Genomic DNA, 24,520 nt, shown 5'->3' with positions numbered 1-24,520 from the left:
TCATCCCTCCTTCCTTGTAAATATCGCCATTTGTGTCGGCTTACCAAAGGTTGGATGCTCCTCACCAATCCCATGAAATTGAACATGATAAGAAGTTCCTTCTATCCACTCGGCGCATTTTTGCTGAAATTCATTTCGTGTCCATTCAAAGCGATGGTCATTATGCCGCATCTCCACGTCCATTTCATAGACGACATTGTATTCCTGATTGGGTGTCGTAACGATTAGGACCTGTGGGCGATAATCATGGAAGATCATTTTAAAAATGTTCCCCAACCGAGCTTCATCGATATGTTCAATGACTTCACATAAAATCATAATGTTTTTATTTTGCAAACGCTCGTCAAAATAAAACAGTGACCCCGCCATTGTTGTAGGTTCGAGAAACCCAGCTTGTTCTTTCGCTTGATGAAACCGGTCCAAGGCACGTAACCGAGCTTTATTCGAGGGCTCTACCGCAAGAATCTCCATTACTCCGTCTACAAAACCAAGCAAGGTCGATAACTTTCCTTCACCGGAACCAAGGTCAATAATCGTTTCTTTGTTTGGTAATCCTTTAATAGAATCAATTATCGCCTGATAGCGAAGGTCATTTAAGCGAACCTTTGGCAGCTCAGTCTTAGAAGGCTCCGGCTCAAAAAACTTTGACTGTGAAATCAGGTTTTCAAATCTTAATGTACGTTTTACAATCAACTGCTTTAACGGATGGTTTTCAAGCCACCCTTCCCCGTATCGGTCTAGTTTTTCTATTTCTTTTTCATCAATAAAATAATGCTTATAGTTATCCATCACCGGGATGAGAATAAACACATGCTTCAGGGCATTTTGAAGGGACTGCCGCCCTTTTAAGGTAATAAATTTTGCCGAGCTTTTTTCATGAATTTTCTTATTTGCCACGCCGCGTTCAAGGTTTACCTGATAGTCGTTTGGTTCGAATAATGCGTGAACCTCCTCATCCTTTAAATCAGTCGCAACCGGACCAAAGGCTAGTTCTATTTCAAAGGGATGCTGTACCCACTTCAAATATTCTTCTTGTGGTTTCCCATTTAAAGCAGTGCCCAGTGCTTTACGAATGGCTGAAGTGAAAATACTGCTAACCGCAAACTCGCGATCATTTATGTAGGAGGTAATATCATATAATTCCGCTGAGTTCCGTACTAAATCAATAGCGTCCGATTTTACATAAATCAGAAGTTGGACCTCATTCGGTGTAAAGATTGTGTAGACAATTCGGGTTTTAAAGCCCTTTTCATCCCGTTCATAAAGATTATTTGGATTTTTAGCAAGAAGATAGGAAACGGCTTCCGCCCCCTGCCCCCTTACAGTGAATGAAAGCTGCATGTACTGCACCTCACTTTACGGTGTATTATTTTCCCATTATTTCATATATAAGGAATGATTGCCAAGCAGAAGAAAAATGCCACACAAGACTGTGTGGCATTTTGAGCACTATCATTGATTCAACTTAAAGAGTTACTTCAGCTTCCTGGTATATCCGAAATGCCGGAACAATCGTATCTGTTACAATTTCTTTTCCTTTTTCGCGAATAAAGTCCAATTTATAATAGGCATCAAATCTTTGGCTGATTTCCGTTTTCACTAGTTCGGGCGGAGTGACGACGATGAATTGGAACTTCAGTTTTTCGGCAACGGAGAATATCGGATCAAGGACATGTGCCGACGCAGCTTGTCCGAATGGATTATCACAGACTAAAGGAACCCAGCTTTGATCGGTCTCGTTTTTAACTGATAATAACATCATCATCATTACCATTCGGGCTGATAGCTTTTGACCTCCACTACCATCGGATTTCGTCTTTGAACCTTGATTAATGGTCTGCCAGGTTGAATAATGCTCTCTTTGCGGTTTCCCGTACATAAAGGCATTATCCGTTCGCATATTATAGACGAGTAGCTCAGGATACCGATTCCGCAAAGATACAAACAATATTTGCTCATCGCTAATGAGTTGTTTTATTTCTTGGTCTACAGCTTGATTACTACTATCAATCACATCAAATTGTTTGGTAATTTTGTTTATGGCAGCGACAAAATGCTGCTTAAGCAGCGGCTCGATATCTTCAGCCTTTTTAGGCAAAATGTCTTCTTTTAGCTGGACGAGAGGAAAGTTTCCTCGTTCATTTTTCAGCTTCATTTTTGCAATCATGGAACGAATCGCCTCTGAAATGCTCATGACTTTCATGCTGGCACGGCTTGCCCAGAAGTTTTGAGCCTTTTCTGCCCTTTCCTTGTCACGTTCTAATTGTTCCAATCCACTTTGAGAAAAACGCTTCATATTTTGAACGATGCTTTGAATATGCGAATAATGCCTCGTATCCATATGATCTAATGTGGTTAACACATCATTTTTAAAACGAATCTCCCAATCTTTTCCTTCAACTGATAGCTTTAAATTACGCAAGGATTGTTCGATTTTTGCATGTTTCTCCTGTCCATCTTCCTGTATTGCTTGTTGCTCTTCACACCAGGATAAGATACAGGCTTTTCCTTGACTCTTAACTTTTTCTAAATCCGAATCCGTAAATGCTAGAGCTTCCTCCTTAAGGATAACGGATAATGTTAACAAATCCCCTTCATAACCAGTAATGTTTGCTTCTATTTCTTTTTGGCGCTTTTCCGCCTGCTTTTTTTCTTCTATCGTTTTTTTCGTTTGGTCTTTTATTTCGACTTCCTTTACTTCTAAGTCAAGGTCTTCCCATTCTTCAGGCTGTTTTTCAAGTTTTGCTACTTTTTTACCTGACTTGACACGTTGTTCAGTCGCATGCTTTAGGGACGTTTCTGCCACTGTAACAGCTGTACCTTGTTCCCGTTCTTCTTTTTCTGCTGCTCTCGCTTCCTTCTGTGCGGTTTGCAGCATATTTTCTAATATACTAATAGGTTCATCTGGTACCGGAGCTTTATGCCATTCTTTGTTAAGCGCATCAAGTTTTTTCTCGAATTTCTTTTGTTGCTTTTGTTCTGTTTCTTTTCTTGCTTGAATAACCAGTAATTCTTTAGCCTGTTCTTCTTTTGATTTTTGAAGTTGTATTAACTCTCTGATGCTACCATTTATCTCTTCTAATAAATGTGGTGATAAACGTGGGACTTCTTCACATTGCTCCGCTTTTTCATCAACAGGAAATGCCGCTGTTTCAATAAAGACGGCGATCTCCTTTATATTTTGTTCGTTTGTAAGCTTCCATTCTAAATAGGTTTGATTCCACTGGTTTTGTAGTTCAACAATTTTTTCATGCTCTTTTCCTATTTCTAATTGTTTATTGACCAAGGTTTCCTTTTGCTTCTCTTTTTCTAGTTTCACCCGTTTATTCACTAGGTGCAGTGTTTTTTCTTGATCAAAATCCTCTAAGGTTTCCACATCTCTTGTAAGCTTATCTATCTTTCGAATTGCTTTTTGCCGCTGCTCATTTAGCTGAAGCTGTATTTCTTTCTCTTTTTCCTGTTTTGTCGTGACATCTTGTAATTCAGTTTTCTTAGAAAGAAGAGCGTTCTGTTCTTTAGTCAAAGATTTCTCGAGATCAATACAAAGCTCACTTGAGATAAACCGATCAATTTCTTTTAAAATTAGGCGTAAGGAAGTTTCGGTTTTTTCAATTTCAATAAGAGTATCTTTCTTTTCTTCTATTTGTTTAGCAATCTTTATTTTCCAGTCGGTAAATAGAATTTTATCACTTAATAGCTCTTTCTCTGTTCCGTTAATGATCACAAAGGATGGCGATTGCTTTTTGTTGTTCATTTCCTCACGCATGAAAATCGGAACAGGACTTTTAAACATTCTTCCCGAAAGAATCTGCTGATTAATTTTTTGCCATTGTTGCCCGCTAACGACCACTCCATATGGAAGAAGTGGGTTTGCCATAAGGTGGTTCGCCATTTCCTCTGCACGTAAGGATTGGAGAAATTGGGTACCATAAAACACATCAATGCCCGTCTTTTCATCAATCCATTCCTTTAATTCCTTCACATCTTTATTAGGAATCCAGAAGTGCTCATCATTTAAGGAATGATCCAGTTGTATTTCCCAAAGGTCTTTTTTAATTTGTTCACCTTGTTCTCTATTATTTACTAGGACCTCTTCAATCTGTATGGCATATTTCGAAAGAAGCGCTTTTGTGAACGGTGCAGTAACATCATCTAATAAGCCATGGAGCTTAGTTAATAGTTTAGTTTCTTTTGGCTTTTGCTCCTCAATTGCAGTTTTTAACTCTCCGCATTTTTCTTCTGAAAACTGAATCGATTGACCGAGTGTGCCATGTAAAGTGGCAAGTTGATTTTGCCGCCCACTAGATTCTTTCTCTTTTGCTTGCAACTCTTCTAACAAAGCCTTTTTGTCATCAATTTGTTTAGAAAGAAACTCAGTAAAGCCCTTTAAGTCATAGGTTATGCGGTCGCCAAACTCTTTGATGAGCGCTTCTTCTTTAGTCTCAAATGTATGGATTTGTGTATATAAAAAATCAATTTCACTGCTAAGCTGAGCAATCTCTTTTGTCTTTTGTTTATCCTGTTGCGTAAGTTCATTTCCTTTTTTCTTTAAAAACTTTTGATAACCCAAATACTGCTTTACAGCTTCTTGTATGGAAAGATAAGAATGCTCCCATTGCATTTTAGTTTCTTTTTTGATCTCATCCATTCTTTGATTCACTTGCTCTAAGCCGCTATTTTGTTCTAATGTCGCAATCTGCTGTGCAAGAGTGCGAATACTTTGTTCGTTTTCACTCCACTCTTTCAATAAGGCATGAAAGGCGAGCAGCTCTTTTCTTTCCTGTTTCTCCTGAACGATTGCTTGAAAGGAAGTATGCTTATTCCTTTCTTCTACTAATTTCTTCTCCCAATCTAGTACCTCTCTATGAGCTTTGGCGTAGTCTAGGTTGTCTTTTTGAAAGCGTAAATCTGCTTGTGTGGTCGTTAATCCTTCAATGTCTTTTTCTAAAGTAATCAGCGCTTCCACTTCCGATTGCTTCAAATGCTCCAAAGCTCCAAGCAGTTGTCTTCCTACCTTAATACTGCCATTAACAATTTCTTTATGCGCTGCACCTTTTGCTAGATTCTCTTCAAAAGGGACAATATCTTCTAAAAATTCCTTATGTGCTTGCTCTCTTTTTAAGAGAACCGGCAAATCCTTCGCGATACTTGCCTGACTCTTGAAAATCTCCACAAGATCGTCCTTTTGATGTTCCGTCCGATGCAAGACTTGGCTAATTGTAGGAATGATTCGTTTTTGGAACAGCGAATGATCATCCTCAGATCCCTCAAAGTATTTCCCAACTCCGCCTTCATCCTTGTTTATGTCCTTCATAATATCCCAGTCTTTACGGTTAATTCCGTATGTATCAAGAATGCGATAGTGCTTTTTCGTATCTCGGTAAACATCATATCCATTCCATTTTAAATAGTCCTTCAAGCTTTCGGTTTCAGCAACCTCATCATTTTCATAGAGTGGAATATGCTCAAGCGATACCTCTTCTTTCCCTTCAAATTCTCTTGTATAAAAGGTAATATTAGGGAGGATCTTCGCTTCTTGTTCTAACGTTTTGCTTTCATTTCCACTTTCTTCGTTCATCGAAATCCGCTGTTCGGCTGAGAACATGCCGCCCGTTACCAGATGCCTGCGGTCAGAACCGTCCAATTCCCATTGAATAAGAACATGAAAGGTATACGGAATAAATTGCTCTTTATTATTAAAAAAGAACTGTTGATAATAACGATTATTTTGTTTTCCCCATGAGGTACCAGGCTTAAGGATTTGGAAAATGGTTTGCAAGAATACCCCTTTCCCTCCGCCATTCATCATTGCAATGAGACCATTTGTTGATGTCTCTTCATTATGGAAGTTAAAAGTGGTGTCTTTATATTGCTTTTGCATGCCATCATACTTCAGGCCAACAATTCTAATTCGATGGATTTTCGGCATGCTGCTCCTCCTCTGTAGCCATTAATTTTTTTAGTAATTCATAACGGTCGTAATCATGATATAGGTATTCAATACGCTCAAAAAGCTCATTCTTAGGAATTACCTTTGGAATATCATCCCGATCAAGAATGACGATCAGCCCCTCCGTCTCGAGTAGGCGCATAGCGCTGGCGATTAAACCAATTCTGGTTCGTCTATTGCCTTTTTTAACACCATAATCATCTGTGTCGACCTCCATGTATTTCCATGTTGTCACAACATCCTTCATATCGATTCGTTCTTCTTCTCCGAAGTTAGGTTTTGCTTTTAGAATACTATCCCAATTCATTATGAGGTCGTTTACTTGCCTCTCTAATGAGTAGTAGCTAATTCCTTCCCGCTTCATGCGGATTTTTGCAGCCTGATTCCGGTCAATCGCTGCTAAGAAAGACATAATCACGACGCTAATAAGATGAAAGTGTTTTTTCGTTTCGACTTGCTTATGCTTCTCTTTCAAATGTGTAAAATTCGTAGCAAAGACGGAGCCGGTAGGCTGGACAACTAAGTGGATCCGTTTAGGCGATTCGATGATATATGTACCTGACTCGTCTGCTAATAATAGAACGGTCTGTCTTACTTCCGGATCAAAATACGATTGAAAGTGCTCGCTATTTTCGTCAATTACTTTATCTTTTAATAGAGTAAAATAGACAGCAGAAGCTTTTTTGATTGATTCTGCATTCATCGATTATCCCTCCTGGACACATATTTTAAACGGGGTAATTTTCATTTGATACCATAGAAATGGCTCTGCTCGATGATCAAACATGGTATAGATTTTCGAACCTTCAAACACTTGAAATTGTGGGTATTCCTGCATTAATTTATAAAGAAGAATCTCCCTTTCGTCACTTATTGTTTCTTCTTTCCGATGCAGCACTTGAACCTTCAGCGGCTTTTTATCAAACATCATCCATAAATCAATCGTTTCATATTCTTCAAACCATAAATCCTGCACTTCCAATGGCAGTGTTGATAAATCAGCTAATGAAAACTCTCCGTATGTTTGTAAATGTTGGAAAACATAACTCCATGCCTTTATAACAGACGCCCAGTCCGTTACTCGCTTAGGAGTTACGCTTACTTCTGCCTCCTCTTCGATTACAACATCCTTTAGTTGTTTTTCATCAAATTCTTGTTCCCCCCAAATCCATTCAAGCGGCAAGATAAACTCATTTTTCGGTGAAAATAAGGGGGAAAGGACTCTTTCTATTGTCTCGAAACGCTGAACTCCTTTCTTCAGTATCATATTTTCATAAATATGTTCGCGAAAGGATACCAGGCTGGTTTCCCAAAACAATGAAGGGTTTTCTGCCTTTAATTTCATCTCATAGGAGATATTTTGAATGACTAGTTTGGCAAAACGATCATGCAACTGCCTTGTATGACCAATTTTTTCTTGGAGAAGAATCAATTCTTTCTGAATAAAATCATCCTCTTCATTTCTACGTCTCGTCTTTTCTATCATCCTAGTAATGGTCCGGAAGTGATTTTTTTCTTCGTCAAATTGCTTTTCAATTTCAACACGGTTGTCGGCCCTTTGCCATTCTTGTTCAATCAATAAGATTTTGGGATTATTAATCATTTCCTTTTGGAATGTGAATTCTTTTGCCATTAAGCGGTTTACGCGTGAAATGAGGTGATCGAGGTTACGAGTAGCTTTTCTAAAATTACCGTTTTTAATCAGCTGCATACTATAGAGTTGCTCTATCGTTATGGAGAATTCTTCCGCCATTTCCCTGCTCATAAAAATCATTTCTTGAGAAACATCTGTGAGTTTATAAACAATGGATCCGCCTAGCTCTAAATTCGTATATATTTCATCCATCGTGACATATCGAAATGTTTGTGTTTCCCAGGATTGTCTTATTTCATCGTAATATAAGGCCTCAAACGGTTTACTATACTCTTCTTTTCCCTGATATAAAAGTCCGCTTGTAATCCGTTCAATTTGTTTATCCTCTGCTAAAAGCTTCATCTGCTTAATGGAATCCTCTACTATATACTTAATATCTGATTTCCGCCGATGATCATCATCATTCAATTCTCGATAAAAAATGGTAAGGAGCACTTGCATAAGAATTGTCTGGATATGAGGCTTCAATTCTCCTACTTCCATTCCCCTACCAAGCTCGAACAGTGGATTTAATCGTTGCAAACGCTTGCCGAAACCTTCCCATGATTCGTTCACATCCATCTCCTCCATGTTTCTATGTTTAAGACTTCTTGTGGAATCCGCTTATTTTCTTTCCATAATTGCATAAGTAGTTCTTGATCATCTTCTGTAAACCATTGAAAAAATTGATCTCGGTATTTGAGGTTTTGGGTTTGACCGATTTTCTGGTCATTCCTTTTCTCTATACATTCTAGCATTTTGCGATAAATTTTTAAGGCAGGCTGAATACAGCAATCCGGGTATTTTTCAATAAGCCGAATGAGGATCCCGTATCCTGCGGCATCAAGATCTCCTGCGTAATAGAAAAGATAGGATTTTGGCGGAAACATTCGAAAGAAAAAGGAAAAGCTCCGTTCAATTTTGGTCCCTTCCCCATAAATAATAAGTTCAGGTGCATAATCGAGTTGATTCGCTTCCAATAATTTAATGGAAGTATGAAAGAAAGATAGATTTTCGACGATTAGTACCCGCTGAATATCTTTCATTTCTTTCCCTTGTTTCATCCAAAATACAAAGGGCTCCCCATAGTTCACCATTTTAAGTTGGTCTTCTGATATTCCAAGTCTAGATAAAAAGCCTTTTCCATCAGGAAAGCTATCACTATCAATTAAGAATTTTTCATGACCAAAAAGCTCTAGGCTTCTTTCTTCTAATGACACGATTTCCCGTTCCGAACTGGATTTTAGAAAAGTATATACGTTCTGGATTCGATGCCATTCGTCTTTCGTCTGCCACTCGGGATGACGTTCATAATAGGAAAAATCAAACCGATCACTTAATTTCATCATCTCGAGCCGATCCCATTTGTCTGCCTGAACTTTTATATTTACCCAGTAATACAAGGCAAGCGCTGGTGTTTTACCATTGTATTGATTATTTTGAATAGGGATTAGCTGACCTTCCGCCTGCAATGTTTCGATTGCGCGATAAAACAACGAATAACCGTCCATTTCAAAATAATCATCCATTAGCTTGCGCAACTGAATTTCTAAATCGTTAATATTTATTTTCTTTTTCTGTTTAGGGTGTTGAATATCTCCAATAAAACCTCTCACCCTTGTTTCAATAACATCGATTGGACTCACCTACTTAAATCTCCCTAGTGTCATGCATTGACCACTAATACTATTTCTAGATACCTTTTATTATAAACTAGTTGCATTTTTGTTGGTAAATGAATTTTTCTTAAAAGAATAGCAGATTGCAAATAACCAATACACTGGACACAGGAACCGCCTTGAATTTTCTTGTTTAACTTTAATATTTCATGATACTCACACCAATTTCATAAATCTGCTTAGGAAAGTCCGGAAACAAAAGTTAGAAATTACACATAAATAAAAAAAACCGCATAAGTGAAAAAATTCACCGTGCGGTAAGTAATGATTATAGTGATCGGAACTGCTTGGGAATCGTACCTGCCAGACCACACTCGGTGGTCTCAATATTAATTGCTTATTCCACAATCGTTGCGAAAACAGTGGATTTTAAAAATCAAACTCATCGTCATGGCGATATCGGCGGTATTTTGCAGCATGACAGGAATCGCAAATCGGAAAAGCATGATCCCAAGGCAATTTTTTTCCACAGTTCTTACACTTTTTCACAAATTTCTTGATATCGGTTTTTAACCGTTCTTGTACCTGGTCACTGACCTCTTCGCGCAGACGTTCCCAGTATATCGCTTCCGTTTTCTCACCTAAACGGTACAAAAACAATAGGTGGAGACCGACTGCCTTATAGGAAAGTTCAAGCTCCTCAAGGCTGCGGTCTTTTACGATAGGCTCAGGAAGTTCTCTCCCGTCGATAATCGCATACATCGTTTGCTCCCATTGCTTTGTTAGCACCGGTTCATTTTTAGAAAAAGGTAAATGCAGAAATCCGTAGAGATCCATTAACGGAAGTCTTGCTTCAATATCGGTCCCGGCAATCAACTGATAAAGTGACCGCTCCTCAGATAAAGATGCCTTCTTCGTTCCCTTTGGGCTTTCAAATTTTCCCCATAGCTCAAAGAAAGTCCCGAGATCGCGGTAATAGCGCTGGAATCGTTCAAACACGGAATTGGTCGGTGCAATCGCGAAGGTATGAACCGGTTCATCCTCCTGCATTAACAGTCGGCGCATCGTTTTGATATCATTTGTAAAAGCAACCTTTCCAACATCATAAATCCCTTTTCTGCCGGCCCGTCCGGCAATTTGCTTCACTTCCTGTGAAGTAAGGAGCCTTCTTCTGGTTCCATCAAATTTTTCATTTTCCAAAAAGACAATTCTTCGGATGGGCAGGTTTAATCCCATCCCAATCGCATCTGTTGCGACAATGACCTTTGTTTTTCCATCATTAAATTGCTCAATTTGCTTTTTCCTTGTTTCCGGCGGCATGCTGCCGTATATCATGCTGACTTTATGTCCGTCATTTTGCAGCCTTGATGCTGTTTCGAGCACACGTCGTCTTGAAAAACAAATGAGCGCATCCCCTTTTTTAATGTGCTTGATATGAAATTCCTTTGATTCCACTTCGAGTGGGGTGTCACGGCTGTACTCATGGATCTCAATATCGGAATCACCTAAAAGCTCAAGCAGCATCGTTTTTGAATTTCGGCTGCCGATAATATGCACTTCTCGGGCATTCGCTTTCGTAATCGCCTTATACCAAGAAAATCCCCGGTCCTTATCCGTGATCATTTGTGCCTCATCAATAACCACCACATCATAAGATTCTTTTTCATGGAACATTTCAACTGTACAGGAGATATGTTTGGCACCAGGAACGATTTTTTCCTCTTCACCCGTTTTTAAGGAACAGGGTGTTCCTTCGGCATTTAATTTATCATAGACTTCAAGCGCCAAAAGGCGGAGCGGCGCTAAATAGATACCGCTGTCTGCTACCTTCATCTGCTCAAGGGCATGGTGCGTTTTCCCCGTATTGGTTTCTCCTATGTGGAGAATATAGCGAATTTGCCTGCCTAGAGATGGATTGTATTCCTGGCCGAAAATATCCTCCATCATTCGGGCCTCTTCTTCTCTTTTTCGTTGTAATTCCGCTTCCTCTTCCGCTCTTTTTCGTTCTCGTTCCGCAAAATCTATTTCAAAAATTTCTCGGTGAACCTCTAAATCAAATGGAAGATCTACAAGTTTTAAGAGGTCCGAAACATATTCGTCTTGGATATCCTGGGTAAAATATTCCTCTACCTCATATATAAGATTTTCAATACAATTTTTCACAAAAGAAGTGGTCAGATTTTCGTTAAAGATAGCCTGAAATTGTTGATGGATTTTTTCCGGTAGTTGTTCTAATACCTTTTGCGGCAAGAGTTCAGAAACATAGTCAGAAATTAAGCCTTCATATACGAAAAAATAGGTTTCGTATTCGTAAAAGCTTCTGCCCCAATGTAGCGTTTTATGGACGTCGCCGGTTAGTTCCTCAAAAAATGTTGCCAGCGTGGTATATGCATTCGGATCAAAATTCCCTTGGTTGACTAGTTTTTCTTCAAGAGCAAAGGTATCAACGGATTGGAATTTAGGGTTGTTTTCGAAATCTGCTTCTAATTGAACTGCAACAAATCTTCGGATATAAAGGTAGAAATTTTGATAATTTTCCTCGATAAACTCTGCCGCAAAAGAATCGATTTCATTTTGCAGCAGCTGTTTTTCAGCCTGCCGTTTGTTTTCTTCTTCCCGTTTTAAAAAGTCGGACTTTGCTTGATGATACCGTTTTGACCATTTTTCTTCTTCACCTTCAAAGGTTTCCTGCAGCCATTCCAAGGCATCAAACGGCTGATATGTCCGCATTTCATCTCGAAACAGTTTGTTGATTAATTTCCGGTCGATGCCTTCCACAACAAATCCTTTTTCTTTTAAAAATGCCTTCTTTTCATTCCTTGGAACGTCATTGGTGGATTTATTCAGCCAAACATTAATCCAGATTTGTTCGGTATACTGACTTCGATCGGTGAGGTATTGTTCAAAGGTTGGGATCGTTTCTTTCGTTTGCAAATAATGATCAATGTCTTCATATAGCTTTTTTTTCGTATGTTCGACCGCCTGAGGATAAATGACAGTTAATTTACTCATATCGCTAGTCTCCTCTTAAAAATTTGCATCTTTTCTGATTTCTTTTTTTCTTATTATTATGTATAATGGGGTCATAGAGATCGTATAGTAAAAAAGACCGAGCATGACGAAGAACTACTCGGTCAATGCAATAGACGGTTCCCCATGGGGAGTCGGCATATTGGAAGAGATAATCCACCGTTTATGCTTGTCGGCTCAAGGGTGGATTATTTTTTTTTGTTAAATGACAGCACGGTGACAATGAGACCTGCAAATGAAATTGCCAGCGTCAAAGCTTCATAAACTGTCAAACGGCATCACCCCCTTTCGATAGGAGTGATCCGACCACCCTTGAGAGATCCTATTCTATTGCATTTCTAATTATAGCATAAATTTCCACATCGAACAAGCGTTCCCTTAAATATTATGTTGGATGCAATATTGGTCAACTAAATCCCCGATTTGGTCCAGTTCCGGGAATTTTCCTGAAAACTGAAATTTAATTTCCTCGATGAAATGTTCGTGATTATATACATGGATAGCTCCATTTTGCGCGATAACGCTATATTCCGGTACAAATCGGTAACCGCTTCTTTCGATAGCCCCCATCATCATGCTCCTTTTTCCTTGTTTTGGTTAGTATTTGCAGATATTGGGGGAATCATCCTTGATTTGTGAATACTGTGGAGTGCGTTTTAACCTTTAGGCCGCTTCTTTCCGCTTTAGGGGTAATGGAATTTGTTGTCTTTTCCTCTTTTATAGAAAAATCCGCTCTGATGGGCAATGGAACTCCTTTGCTTTTCCCCTTTTATAGAAAAATCCGCTCTGACGGGTAATGAAACTCCTTTGCTTTTCCCCTTTTATAGAAAAATCCGCTCTGACGGGTAATGAAACTCCTTTGCTTTTCCCTTTTTATAGAAAAATCTGCTCAACCGGGCAATGAAACTCCTTTGCTTTTCCCTTTTTATAGAAAAATCCGCTCAACCGGGTAATCCAACTCCCTTCCTTTTCCCCTTTTATAGAAAAATCCGCTCTGGCGGGTAATGAAACTCCCTTCCTTTTCCCCTTTTATAGAAAAATCCGCTCAATCGGGTAATCCAACTCCTTTGCTTTTCCCTTTTTATAGAAAAATCCGCTCAACCGGGTAATCCAACTCCCTTCCTTTTCCCCTTTTATAGAAAAATCCGCTCAATCGGGTAATCCAACTCCTTTGCTTTTCCCTTTTTATAGAAAAATCCGCTGAACCGGGCAATGAACCCCCTTCGCTTTTCCCTTTTTACAGAAAAATCCGCTCTGGCGGGCAATGAAACCCCTTTGCTTTTCCCTTTTTATAGAAAAATCCGCTCTATCGGGTAATGCAACTCCTTTGCTTTTCCCTTTTTATAGAAAAATCTGCTCAACCGGGTAATGCAACTCCCTTGCTTTTACCCTTTTACCTAAAACCCAATGCCCCCCCCAAAAATCAAAAGAACGGCCCCCTAAAAAAGAAGCCGCCCCTAAACCACACAAACCTTATGCTGTTGTATAAACCTCTTCTTTATTTTCATGACGAATCGTCGCTTGTGCTGCTGCCAGACGAGCCAGCGGCACACGGTATGGTGAACAGCTGACATAATCCAAGCCGGTTCTATAGCAGAAATCAATCGAGCTCTTTTCACCGCCATGCTCCCCGCAAATACCTGTTTTTAAAGCAGGCTTCGTTCCACGGCCAAGCTTCACGCCCATCTCAACTAACTTCCCTACACCATTCTGATCAAGTACAGCAAAAGGATTATCCGGAAGTACCTTATGCTCGATATACGCCTGCAAGAACTTTCCTTCCGCATCATCACGGCTGTAACCGAAAGTCGTTTGCGTTAAATCATTTGTTCCAAACGAGAAGAAATCAGCTTCCTCTGCAATCTCATCCGCTGTTAACGCAGCACGCGGGATCTCAATCATCGTCCCAACTGTATAATCAAACTGTTTACCAGTTTCCTCTTGAATTCGAGCCCCAGCATCAACCACCAATTGACGCATTTCTTTCAATTCATTCACATGTCCGACAAGCGGAATCATGATTTCAGGCTTAACTTCCATTCCCTTGTCAGCAAGCTTTGCAGCAGCATAGAAAATCGCTTTGGCCTGCATATCGTAAATTTCCGGGAAGATCATACCTAAACGGCAGCCGCGGTGGCCGAGCATTGGGTTGAATTCATCCAATTGGCGAACCTTTTTAAGCAATACTTCTTTTGCCTTTAATTCTGCAGAGCCCGGATTTAAAATTTGCAGCTTTGTTACTTCGACTAAAAGCTCCTCTTTATCCGGTAAAAATTCATGTAGTGGCGGGTCAAGTAAACGAATCGTAACCGGATGCCCTTGCATCGCTTCAAAAATACCTTCAAAATCGCCCTGCTGCATTGGCAATAATTCGTCGAGTGCTTCCATACGCTCAGCATAGTTTTCTGCTAATATCATTTTTTGTACAATCGGAATTCGCTTCAAGTCCATAAACATGTGCTCAGTACGGCACAAACCGATTCCGCCAGCACCGAAATCGAACGCTTTCCGAGCATCCTCCGGATTATCCGCATTTGCACGTACACCAATCTTGCGCTCTTGGTCCGCCCATGCTAACAATAATTGGAACTCATCCGATAATTCAGGGTCAATCATTGGAATTTCACCCAACATGATTTCACCAGTTGAACCATCAATCGTAATTGTTTCGCGATATTTTACAACTGTTTCACCAACCGTAAATTGCTTCGCTTTCAAATCAATTTTCAATGGCTCACAACCGCAGATACAAGCTTTTCCCATCCCTCTTGCAACAACAGCAGCATGGCTTGTCATTCCGCCGCGGCTTGTTAAAATAGCCTGTGACGCAACAATGCCGTGGATGTCATCTGGCGTCGTTTCCGGACGAACCAGAATTACCTTTTTACCCTCATTGCCTAGTTGTTCTGCTTCATCTGCATCAAAGACAACCTGGCCAGTTGCAGCACCTGGTGATGCCGGTAAGCCTTTCGCTAACAATGTACGCTGGTATTTATCATCAATGCGGCGGTGCAGCAATTGATTTAGTTGATCTGGGTCAACGCGAAGGAGAGCGGTCTTTTTATCAATAATACCTTCTGCCACCATTTCAACGGCAATGCGGATGGCTGCTTGTGCAGTCCGTTTTCCATTACGAGTTTGCAAGATAAATAGTTTTCCGCGCTCAACAGTAAATTCAATATCCTGCATTTCCTGATAATGCTGTTCTAAGCGTTTGCACGTTTCTGTAAACTGCTGGTAAACTTCCGGCATTTCATCCTTTAGCGTCGCAATTGGCTGTGGTGTACGAATTCCTGCCACAACATCTTCGCCTTGTGCATTAATCAGGTATTCACCGTAAAGGACATGCTCACCGGTTGAAGGATTACGTGTGAACGCAACACCTGTACCTGAGTCATTTCCCATATTACCGAACACCATGCTTTGAATATTTACTGCCGTTCCTAAATGATCCGGGATTTTGTTTAAGCGGCGGTACACAATCGCACGTTGATTATTCCAGGAATCGAACACGGCATTAATAGCCAAGAATAGCTGATCTTTTGGATCCTGCGGAAACTCTTTTCTTGTATGCTTTTTGACGATTGACTTATAACCGACAATCACTTCCTGCCAATCTTCAGCACTCATTTCAGGATCAGAGGTATAGCCTTTATGCTCACGAACTTCTTCTAAAAATTGTTCGAAATAATACGTATCGATGTCTAACACAACATTGCTGAACATTTGAATAAAACGGCGGTAGGAATCATAAGCAAACCGAGGGTTGTTCGTTAACTTTGCCATTCCCACAACGGTTTCATCATTCATACCAAGGTTTAAAACCGTATCCATCATTCCCGGCATCGAAAAAACAGAACCGGAACGCACAGAAACAAGTAATGGATTTTGCGCATCTCCCAATTTTTTCCCCATTTTTTCTTCCAAACGGCTGAGTGCTTCTAATGCCTGCGCCTCTACTAAAACAGGAATTTTTTTGCCAGAATCATAGTATGCGTTACATGCCTGTGTAGAAATCGTAAATCCATAAGGTACAGGAAGGCCAATCCGCGTCATTTCCGCTAGGTTTGCACCTTTACCTCCAAGCAATTCTTTCATTTCGCCATTTCCCTCATGAAAAAGGTATACGTATTTTTCCATTGATTAAAAGCTCCTCTCTTTTTTTAAAATATCTAAAATGAGACCGGCTGTTTCCTCTACTGCTTTATTGGAAACATCAATAATCGGGCAGCCAACACGTTTCATAATTTTTTCCGCATGCTCTAGTTCGTCCAATATTCGTTCAAAGCTCGCATAGCTGGCCTTCGAACCAAGTCCTAGTGCTTTCAAGCGTTCTTTTCGGATTTCATTTAATTTATTCGGAGAAATAATTAAACCAATACAATTACGGCGTGGTATGTCGAATAATTCGTCTGGCGGCGGAACCTCTGGAACCAATGGAACATTCGCTACTTTAAAGCGTTTATGAGCTAAATACATAGAAAGTGGTGTCTTGGATGTTCTTGATACGCCTATTAGCACGATATCTGCCTTGGTAATTCCCCGAGGATCACGTCCATCATCATATTTAACCGCAAACTCGATGGCCTCAATTTTTCGGAAATACTCCTCGTCCAATTTTCTCATCATACCAGGCTGGTGATGCGGCGTTTTATTAAATCTTGTGGCAAAGGCATTCATTAAGGGGTTTAATAAATCAACAGCATGAATCCCCTCTTCTGCAGCCCGCTGATCCAAATAATCCTTTAAGGTTGGAACAACAATGGTATAAGCGATAATCGACTGGCCCTCTTTTGCCAATAAAATTACATCTTCAATATCTTCAAAATCCTCCACATAGGAATTGCGGCGGATTTCAACATGGCCCCCATTAAATTGAGTTGCCACCGCTTTTACCACAAGCTCAGCCGTTTCCCCAACTGAGTCTGATACAACATAGACCACTTCTTTTTGATCCAAAATTACTGCCACTCTCCTCAACCAAGTTTTTGATCCATTATTTCAAGGTATGCACGTGTAATCGTTGTCTTCGTAATCCGACCAACAAGTAAATATGTATGGTCTTCCACTTCCTTCACAACGGGTAGGGAATCAATATGATTATTAATCATCTTTTTTGCTGCTTCGAGCAAGGTTTCTTCTGGGCGAATGGTAACGATGTTCGGCATCCGTGTCATGATAACACTAACAGGGAGCTCATTGAGGTTTTGATTACCGATTGCGGTTCGAAGCAAATCCTTCCGGGAAATGACCCCTGCTAGGTTTCCTTCCTCATCAACCGCATAAAGTGTGCCGACATCCTCTAAAAAAAGCTGAACAATTGCGTCATAAACTGAGGTGGATTTTTCTACAACAATTGGGTGGGCTTTAAAATCACTTACTTGTTGATGTAAGAACTTTTCTGCATGCTGTTTTACTTCTAATTCATGATTATAAAAATATCCAACCCGGGGTCTTGCATCCAAATTTCCGGACATCGTTAGAATAGCTAGATCTGGCCTAAGTGCTGCCCTTGTTAACGATAGTTTCTCGGCAATTTCCTTCCCGGTAATCGGTCCGCTTGTTTTTACAATTTGCAAGATTTCATCCTGCCGTTTTGTTAGTTTAATAACTTCCGCCCTCCTCTCAAAAAAATAGGTCCTAATCTGACGGAATTTTTTAAATGTGTTATACTTATTTACATATAGTATATTACATTTGGCCAAAATGCGAAACATTTATTTCTACTATTTTTCGACAATTATTAAAAAACCCCATCTAACTAAGATGGAGTAGGGGTATTACTTTTGACAAACAGGACAGAAAAAGGATTTTCGTGATGCAATGGTTGTTTTTTTGATCGGTGTTTGACAGCGAAAGCAAGGCTGTTTTTCACGATCATAAACCTTGCAAAACTGGTTATAGCTACCTGTCTTTGTATCTCCAATAAAAAATGGATTTTCTAAATATCCCCCATGATTTAGGGCATCGGTCAGCACATTTTTCATGGAATGAAACAATTGGCTTTTCTCTTCTTCCTGTATCTCTTGGATATCCCTTGTTGGCAATATTCCAGAATGATAGCAGATTTCATCTGAATAGCAATTCCCAATCCCAGCAATAAAACCTTGGTCAAGCAGCTTCGCCTTAATTTTTCCACGCTTATGGTCCATTAATTTCAAAAGTGCTTCTAAAGTAAAGCTGCTTTCCAGTGGTTCTGGACCTAAATCAGATAACTCTTGCTGCACGGCTTTCTCACTGTATAGATGTAGGTAGCCAAGCCGCAATCCGATGAAATATAAATGCTGATTCCCAAAGGATAGGCGAATTTGAATCGTCCGTTTCGGTTTTTCCTCCTCCGTCCCGAAGAACATCCAGCCACCGAGCATTAAATGCAATAACAGGACTTGTCCATTTTGAAGATGGAAAAGCAAATGCTTGGCTCTCCGGTCAACTGTCCTAATCTTTTGGTGAAGGACACTGTTTATAAAAAGCTCCGGCTTTACATTAATTGATTTTTCACGGTTAATTTGCACATCTGTAATGACGTGATCAGCAATCCGTTGATTTAATAATCTTCGGTAATTCTCCATTTCGGGAAGTTCAGGCATCTTGATTCCCTCCAATATTTCTCCTTTACCGAATATCTTTTCCTAAAATCCTAAAAAAATAAACGCAAAAAAACCGGACATCCCATTGATCCGGTTTTCTTCATTTTATAAATGCTCTTCTTCAAATGAACATTCTTTAAGCGGGATTACCTTCGTTTTATGGACGATTTTATATCCAAGCCAAACAATTAAAAAGATTGGTAATCCAATATAGGATACGGCTGCACCGTACCAATCAATTTTATCGGCCGTAAATGCTTGATAGTTTTGACCAAGAATAATCACGATACACATTGCCAGTGCAAGTAGCGGACCTAGTGGGAACCACTTTGCTCTGTATTTAAGTTGATTCAAGTCTCTTCCTTGTGCATTATAGGCTTTTCTAAATCGATAGTGGCTTATCGCAATTCCTAACCAAGCAATAAAACCGGTTAATCCTGAAGCATTTAATAACCAAGTATATACTTGATCGCCAAAGATCGATGTTAAAAAGGCCAAAGCCCCGATAATCGTCGTTAAAACAAGGGCATTCATTGGAATACCGCGCTTGTTTACATTTTGCAAAAATTTAGGTGCCTGGCCATCCTTTGCCATTGACCAAAGCATCCGTGTCGCTGCATATAATCCTGAAGATCCGCAGGATAAAACGGACGTTAAAATAACAGCATTCATGACAGAAGCGGTAAAGGCAATCCCTGCTTTTTCAAATACGAGGGTAAACGGACTCACCGCAATACTATCAACGTCTCCGCCTAATAGCTGAGGGCTTGTAAATGGAATGACTAGACCAATAACAGCAATGGCACCAATATAGAATAAAAGAATACGCCAAAAAACTTGTCGAATAGCTTTTGGTACGTTTTTACCAGGATTTTCACTTTCCCCAGCAGCAATCCCGACTAATTCCGTTCCTTGGAATGAGAACCCGGCGATGAAGAAGATACTTAATATTGACATAAATCCGCCGTGTACCGGAGCATCTCCAATCGTAAAGTTCTTAAAGCCGAGAGATTGACCGCCAAAAATACCAAAAATCGTCAGAATGCCCACGCCAATAAAAACAATAATGGTAATAACTTTAATTAATGCAAACCAATATTCTGACTCACCGTAACTTTTAACAGATAAGGCATTTAATAAAAACATAAGACCTAAAAATAGTACGCTCCACACGATGCTAGGAACATCCGGAAGCCAAAATTTCATAATAATAGCCGATGCCGCAATTTCAACTGCCACGGTTACTGCCCAGTTAAACCAATAATTCCACCCTAATGCAAATCCAAGTGCTGGATCTACGAACCGGCCGGCATAGGTTGCGAAGGATCCGGAAACCGGCATATGGGTAGCCATTTCCCCAAGGCTTGTCATTAAAAAATATACCATAATTCCAATTAATCCATATGCCACCAGCGCACCACCCGGTCCAGCCGTATGGATAGAGGCTCCCGTCGCTAAAAAGAGACCTGTTCCGATCGATCCGCCAATCGCAATCATCGTCATATGACGCGCCTTTAAATTACGTTTAATTGTGATTTCTTCACTATTATGAATTTCCTCTTTTACCTCTTTAACAACTGCCATCCACGTCCCGCCTTTACTATTGAAATATAAGTTTAATATTTTTCACCTTTTCCCCCTTTATTTTTCCTTTTTTGATCCCTTCCTTTCAATTCTTTTTAATTGTTTAGGTTATAAAAAAAACCAGACAAGACATCTATCTTCAATAAAGAGGTTCGACTTACGAATATTCCTTACGAAGTGCCCAATGTCTGTCTGATTTTAGTTAATATTATGTGTATAGGGACAACTCTTTTTGACATTATGTAATCGCTTTCTTAATTAGCGACAGTATAACGAAATCCCACTGTCCTCATTCATTATTATATGGACTGAAAAATATCATGTCAAGACAACTATTATTAATTTTCAAAAAAATAAATATATTAAAAATACTATTTGACTATAAACCATTTAGTAAAATCTTTTTAAGGGTTAAGATCCCATTTTCCATTTCCTCAAAACTTGCATAAGAATAAGACAGGCGAATCGATGAACGGTGGTCATGATAAATAAATCCCGGGTTGATTAACACATTTCTGTTTACACATTGCTTAAATAGTTTTTGCATATTGACCTTTTTCTTAAAAAGAACCCAAATAAATAATCCTCCTGATGGTTTGGTCCAGGTAGCAACTTCACTAAAATGAAGAGTAAGTAATTGCAGGAGGTAATCTCTTTTCTCTCTAAGGATGGTTCTAACTTTATTTAAATGATTTTCATACATTCCTGATGCAAGCAGCTCCTTAACCAGTAACTGAGACAAATAACTTGAACCATAATCGGTTTGCATCCTCACATCCCGAAGGCGTTTAATGACAGCCTCAGGACCCGCTAACCAGCCAATACGTAGACCAGGCGCAATCGTTTTTGAAAAACTGCCAATATATAAAACTTGTCCATTCTTATCTAATACTTTTATTGGAGCAGGAGCCGGCTCATCTATCCATAAATCTCTAAAAATATCATCTTCAATGATGGGCAGCTGATAATGCTGACATTTTTCTAGCAAGATTTTTCTTTGTTCCAACGACATACTAGTTGTTGTCGGATTGTGAAATGTAGGGTTGATAAACAGGGCAGAGGCGTTTCTAGTAAAAGTTTGTTGAAATAACTCTTCGATTCTTAGTCCATTCCCATCGACAGGGATTCTCTTGATTGTCATCTCTGAAGGAAATAAATTGACCGAATGTAAGTAAGAAGGGCTTTCTAAAAACACCGTTGACCCTCTTTTCAAGATCCCAACTGTTATTAATTTAAGTGCCTGCAAGGCGCCCGAGACAATTAAAATGCATTCCGGCTTAATCTTGATTCCACTTTTTAGGAGATGTCTACTAATCTCTTTTCTTAATCCCAAATCCCCTAACCCGTCACCGTACCCAAAATCCTGAATCTGGGTTGAGACTGTTCCCATTGCCTCGGCGATTTCTGAACGAGGAAACAAGTCAGATCCAAGCTCCCCTTTGCTTAGTTGGATTAAATCCTTTCTCGTCTCTAATTCATTAATCAGTTGCACCGTATGTACACTTGACGGCTGCAGGGACCATTTCGTTAAATCATTCCAGTCTGGAGGAGTAATTTCCGATTCAAGGGACCATTGATTATGAATGACATAAATACCGCTGCCGGTTTTTCCCTCCAATAAACCTTCAGACTTGACGATTTCGATAGCTGTTATGACCGTACTTCTGTTTACAGCAAATTTTTCAGCTATTTCGCGCTGGGTTGGGATCTTACTACCAATCACCCATTCACCCTGTTCAATTTTCTCCCGCATCCAGTGAACGATTTGCAGGTATCGAGGCTTTTTATTCATAAACATCATTCTTTCATATTTGTTGGTTTTTTTCTTATTTAATTTGTTGGCGATTTCGATTCTTTCCTATTTTATTATAATTTTACAACAATTTCTATTTTGTTTCGTTTTCTCTTATTGGTGGTTGGCGCTCTTCCATATATAAAAGAAATGAGGAAAAATCATGAATGGTAAACTTTTCGTTGCGTACAGTATGATTATTATCGCCTGGGGATCGGCCTTTCCGGGAATTAAGGCAGCGCTAGAATCGTATAGTCCGGAACATCTTGCCCTATTCAGGCTATTGATTGGCTCCATCAGCCTCATTATTTTTGCAGTGGTTAAAAAAATTAAACTACCAGATTTAAGGGATATCCCCTTCATCCTTTTACTTGGTTTTCTCGGCTTCATGACCTACCATACCGCGTTAAGTATTGGAGAAGAAACGGTGAGTGCCGGAATGGCTAGTTTGTTCGTATCAACTACACCTATAATCTCAGCTATTTTAGCAGTCGTTTTTTTAAAAGAAAAATTCCATAAAACAGGATGGATTGGCTCGCTTATCGCCTTTTTAGGTGTTGCGATTATTTCGTTCGGATCAGGAATTCCACAAACGGCTTATCTAAAAGGGGTTATCTTTATTTTGATTGCCGCCATAGGGGAGAGCTTTTATTTTATCTTTCAATTAAACTACTTAAAAAAATACGGTTTCATCCCTTTTACGATTTATACGATTCTTGCTGGTACGCTTTTCATGCTGATCTTTTTACCGGGTTTAGGAAATGAAATCGCTACAGCTTCTTATTCTTCTACTTTTTCGGTTATTTATTTGGGGCTGGTTCCAACTGTTCTTCCTTATTTGGCGATGGCCTATGTAACTGAAAATGCCGGTGCTCTGGCTGCAACAAGCTCGTTATATTTAACTCCTGTCGCTGCAATTGTGATCTCTTGGATTTTCTTAAATGAGGTTCCTACATGGATTTCGCTTGTCGGCGGGGTGATTACCTTAGTTGGGGTAAGTATATCCAGCATGAAGATCGATCAGGATGATGTAACTCTCGGATGTGCGACAAATACTCGTGGATGAGCGCTAAATACTCTCGTTTTCCGATCTAACTCTCGGATATGCGGCAAATACTCTCGCATGGGGACTGAATACTCTCGGATAACCTTTCAATACTCTCGATTTCCGATCTAACTCTCGGATATGCGGCGAATACTCGTGGATGGGGACTGAATACTCTCGGATAACCTTTCAATACTCTCGATTTCCAATCTAACTCTCGGATATGCGGCGAATACTCGTGGATGGGCGCTGAATACTCGCCGATAACCTTTCAATATTCTCGATTTCCGATCTAACTCTCATTTTTTCTGGCTAGCCGTAAACCTAGCCTTTTAAATATTCCGCGTTATCCCTCTGCCATTTTGCATATATTCCAAAGCCTCTAATACCACCCAAAAATAGATTTGGTCGGATTTTCCATATTAAGTACATAAAATTTATAGCCTGAATCCCCTAAAATATGATATACCAATATCATAGATGTTCAAAAAATATACATAAACACGGGGGAATCAAAAGACATGACGGTTCTACAAATTTTAAGTTTAATTGGAATCGATATTCTGTTATCGGGTGATAATGCGGTGGTTATCGCGTTAGCTGCTAGCAAAGTTCCAAATCATTTGAGAAATAGAGCCATTTTCGGCGGGACATTAATGGCGATTGTTTTAAGGATTATTGCAGCAACAGTTTTAATTCAGTTTCTCGAATTTCCATTCGTACAATTAGTGGGCGGTATAATCTTGTTGCGAATCAGCTACAATTTAATCGCACACAAAGAAGAAGACGACCCGAATATCAAACAATCTGATAAAGTTCTAGGAGCAATCAAAACGATTGCCATTGCTGATTTTGCAATGTCTATTGATAATGTTATTGCGTTATCAAGCGTTGCGGAAGGAATTCTACCGATTGCTATTGGAATTCTCATCTCCATTCCAATCATTATTTTTGGCAGCAAATTACTAATGAATTTAATGGAGAAATTTCCAATCATTGTTTATGCCGGTGCAGGATTATTAACCTTTGCTGCTGGTAAAATGATGGTTGAAGATAAAGGATTAGAAAAGTTCCACATCTTAATTCCAGAATCATTTCACTTAGTTGTTCCAATTGCTATGGCTATCATTTTGGTAGTAGCAGTATTTGTAAAGAACAACATGGCAAAAGAAGAAAAAGCTGCAGCGTAATGAGAAAAAGCACTGATAAAAATCGGTGCTTTTTCTACTTGTACATACTAAATTCTAAATTAATCTTACGAGGACATCTCTTCGTAA

The 24,520-nt window shown here is 39.5% G+C and carries 16 protein-coding genes; 2 read left to right on the top strand and 14 right to left on the bottom strand.

Features of this window, described 5'->3' with window-relative positions:
• The 14 genes from ACFQZ9_RS10280 to ACFQZ9_RS10215 form a co-directional block, all read right to left on the bottom strand.
• Complete coding sequence (locus ACFQZ9_RS10280) at positions 1-1,341, bottom strand: 3' terminal RNA ribose 2'-O-methyltransferase Hen1 (protein ID WP_498943689.1); 1,341 nt, start codon at positions 1,339-1,341, stop codon at positions 1-3.
• A 124-nt stretch (positions 1,342-1,465) separates the two neighbouring features.
• On the bottom strand, positions 1,466-5,929 hold the full coding sequence (locus ACFQZ9_RS10275; RefSeq protein WP_498943688.1) for a coiled-coil domain-containing protein: 4,464 nt from the start codon (positions 5,927-5,929) through the stop codon (positions 1,466-1,468).
• Positions 5,907-6,653 carry a DUF6063 family protein gene (locus tag ACFQZ9_RS10270; RefSeq protein ID WP_198313393.1) on the bottom strand — a complete coding sequence of 249 codons (747 nt, stop codon included), beginning with the start codon at positions 6,651-6,653 and terminating at the stop codon, positions 5,907-5,909. The genes ACFQZ9_RS10275 and ACFQZ9_RS10270 overlap by 23 nt, the downstream gene beginning before the upstream one ends.
• A gap of 3 nt (positions 6,654-6,656) precedes the next feature.
• Positions 6,657-8,165: a hypothetical protein gene (locus tag ACFQZ9_RS10265; protein ID WP_498943687.1), complete on the bottom strand. Its 1,509-nt coding sequence runs from the start codon at positions 8,163-8,165 to the stop codon at positions 6,657-6,659.
• On the bottom strand, positions 8,156-9,229 hold the full coding sequence (locus tag ACFQZ9_RS10260) for a Wadjet anti-phage system protein JetD domain-containing protein (protein WP_498943686.1): 1,074 nt from the start codon (positions 9,227-9,229) through the stop codon (positions 8,156-8,158). Before ACFQZ9_RS10260 ends, ACFQZ9_RS10265 begins: the two co-directional genes overlap by 10 nt.
• A gap of 402 nt (positions 9,230-9,631) precedes the next feature.
• Positions 9,632-12,214, bottom strand: coding sequence for a DEAD/DEAH box helicase (locus ACFQZ9_RS10255; protein WP_498943685.1), 2,583 nt, complete (start codon positions 12,212-12,214; stop codon positions 9,632-9,634).
• 206 nt (positions 12,215-12,420) lie between these two features.
• Complete coding sequence (locus ACFQZ9_RS10250; RefSeq protein ID WP_407921227.1) at positions 12,421-12,486, bottom strand: hypothetical protein; 66 nt, start codon at positions 12,484-12,486, stop codon at positions 12,421-12,423.
• 124 nt (positions 12,487-12,610) lie between these two features.
• A complete protein-coding gene (locus tag ACFQZ9_RS10245) occupies positions 12,611-12,802 on the bottom strand; it encodes a YbxH family protein (protein WP_498943684.1) in 192 nt (63 codons plus the stop codon).
• 903 nt (positions 12,803-13,705) lie between these two features.
• A complete protein-coding gene (ppdK, locus tag ACFQZ9_RS10240) occupies positions 13,706-16,372 on the bottom strand; it encodes a pyruvate, phosphate dikinase (RefSeq protein WP_498943683.1) in 2,667 nt (888 codons plus the stop codon).
• A 3-nt stretch (positions 16,373-16,375) separates the two neighbouring features.
• Positions 16,376-17,191, bottom strand: coding sequence for a pyruvate, water dikinase regulatory protein (locus ACFQZ9_RS10235; protein ID WP_498943736.1), 816 nt, complete (start codon positions 17,189-17,191; stop codon positions 16,376-16,378).
• Between the two features lie 17 nt (positions 17,192-17,208).
• Positions 17,209-17,877 carry a transcriptional regulator CcpN gene (ccpN, locus tag ACFQZ9_RS10230; RefSeq protein ID WP_286180331.1) on the bottom strand — a complete coding sequence of 223 codons (669 nt, stop codon included), beginning with the start codon at positions 17,875-17,877 and terminating at the stop codon, positions 17,209-17,211.
• A 135-nt stretch (positions 17,878-18,012) separates the two neighbouring features.
• Positions 18,013-18,822, bottom strand: coding sequence for a bifunctional DNA-formamidopyrimidine glycosylase/DNA-(apurinic or apyrimidinic site) lyase (gene mutM, locus ACFQZ9_RS10225; protein WP_498943682.1), 810 nt, complete (start codon positions 18,820-18,822; stop codon positions 18,013-18,015).
• Between the two features lie 105 nt (positions 18,823-18,927).
• Positions 18,928-20,406, bottom strand: a complete 1,479-nt coding sequence (locus ACFQZ9_RS10220) for an amino acid permease (RefSeq protein WP_198313270.1) — start codon at positions 20,404-20,406, stop codon at positions 18,928-18,930.
• Between the two features lie 379 nt (positions 20,407-20,785).
• Positions 20,786-22,198, bottom strand: a complete 1,413-nt coding sequence (locus ACFQZ9_RS10215; protein ID WP_198313271.1) for an aminotransferase-like domain-containing protein — start codon at positions 22,196-22,198, stop codon at positions 20,786-20,788.
• A gap of 163 nt (positions 22,199-22,361) precedes the next feature.
• Here ACFQZ9_RS10215 and ACFQZ9_RS10210 point away from each other — a divergent pair, with 163 nt between their 5' ends.
• A complete protein-coding gene (locus tag ACFQZ9_RS10210; protein WP_498943681.1) occupies positions 22,362-23,264 on the top strand; it encodes a DMT family transporter in 903 nt (300 codons plus the stop codon).
• Positions 23,265-23,764: 500 nt separating this feature from the next.
• On the top strand, positions 23,765-24,433 hold the full coding sequence (locus ACFQZ9_RS10205; protein WP_198313273.1) for a YjbE family putative metal transport protein: 669 nt from the start codon (positions 23,765-23,767) through the stop codon (positions 24,431-24,433).
• Positions 24,434-24,520: the final 87 nt, after the last annotated feature.

This window comes from Neobacillus sp. GCM10027624 (assembly GCF_042675345.1).
GTDB lineage: Bacteria > Bacillota > Bacilli > Bacillales > Cytobacillaceae > Neobacillus > Neobacillus cucumis_D.
Note: the sequence above shows the minus strand (reverse complement) of the source record. Positions and strands in the feature narration are given on the sequence as shown.